The sequence below is a fragment of the Flectobacillus sp. BAB-3569 genome, from assembly GCF_002270355.1.
Classification (GTDB): domain Bacteria; phylum Bacteroidota; class Bacteroidia; order Cytophagales; family Spirosomataceae; genus Flectobacillus; species Flectobacillus roseus.
Genome location: NZ_NJFZ01000174.1, coordinates 1 through 591, shown reverse-complemented (window position 1 = coordinate 591; position 591 = coordinate 1). Strand labels below are relative to the sequence as shown.

The 591-nt window shown below is 34.2% G+C and carries 1 pseudogene; it reads right to left on the bottom strand.

The annotated features are described in order from the left end of the window. Window positions 1-289 precede the first annotated feature (289 nt). A pseudogene (locus BWI92_RS26880) lies at window positions 290-591 on the bottom strand (adenylosuccinate lyase); the annotation flags it as partial.

Sequence of the window (591 nt, the reverse complement as noted above, 5' to 3'; positions counted from 1 at the left end):
GGCTTAAACTGAGGTCGGCACTAACTCCGCTAGTTCCTCCAGAGAAACTTACACAGAATCCTTTCTCAAGACAATCATCCACCATGCTGTTATTTTTGAAATTTGTTGTCATTTTTTAGAAAATCTGCTTTTGTATTTTTTGCAAACTTAATTCGAAATTTTGTTTTTTCAAAAAAGTTTTCAAAAAATACAAAAATGATAGAATAAAGGCATTAATCTTACTTTTGAGCACTTTAGAAAACAGCTTTTGTTGCTGAAAACTTATTGCCAATAGCTGAAGACCAATATCTTACTCCAAGATTCCAAGGTAATTAAACGGAGAAATACGTTTTAATTCATATTTCACTTTATCGCTAATCTCAAGCGAATCGATAAAGTTTGCAATTGTTTTTGACGTGATTTTTTCGTTTTTATCGAGTCAAGGCTTTCAATGCCTCATAAGGTTGTGGATAACCTTCACGACGTAAAATCGTTTGAATCGCTTCGGCTACAACGGCCCAGTTATCTTCAAGGTCAGTATTGATAGCATCTTGGTTCAATTCCAATTTGTTCAAACCTCTCAATAAGGCCGTCAATGCAATAATCTGATGT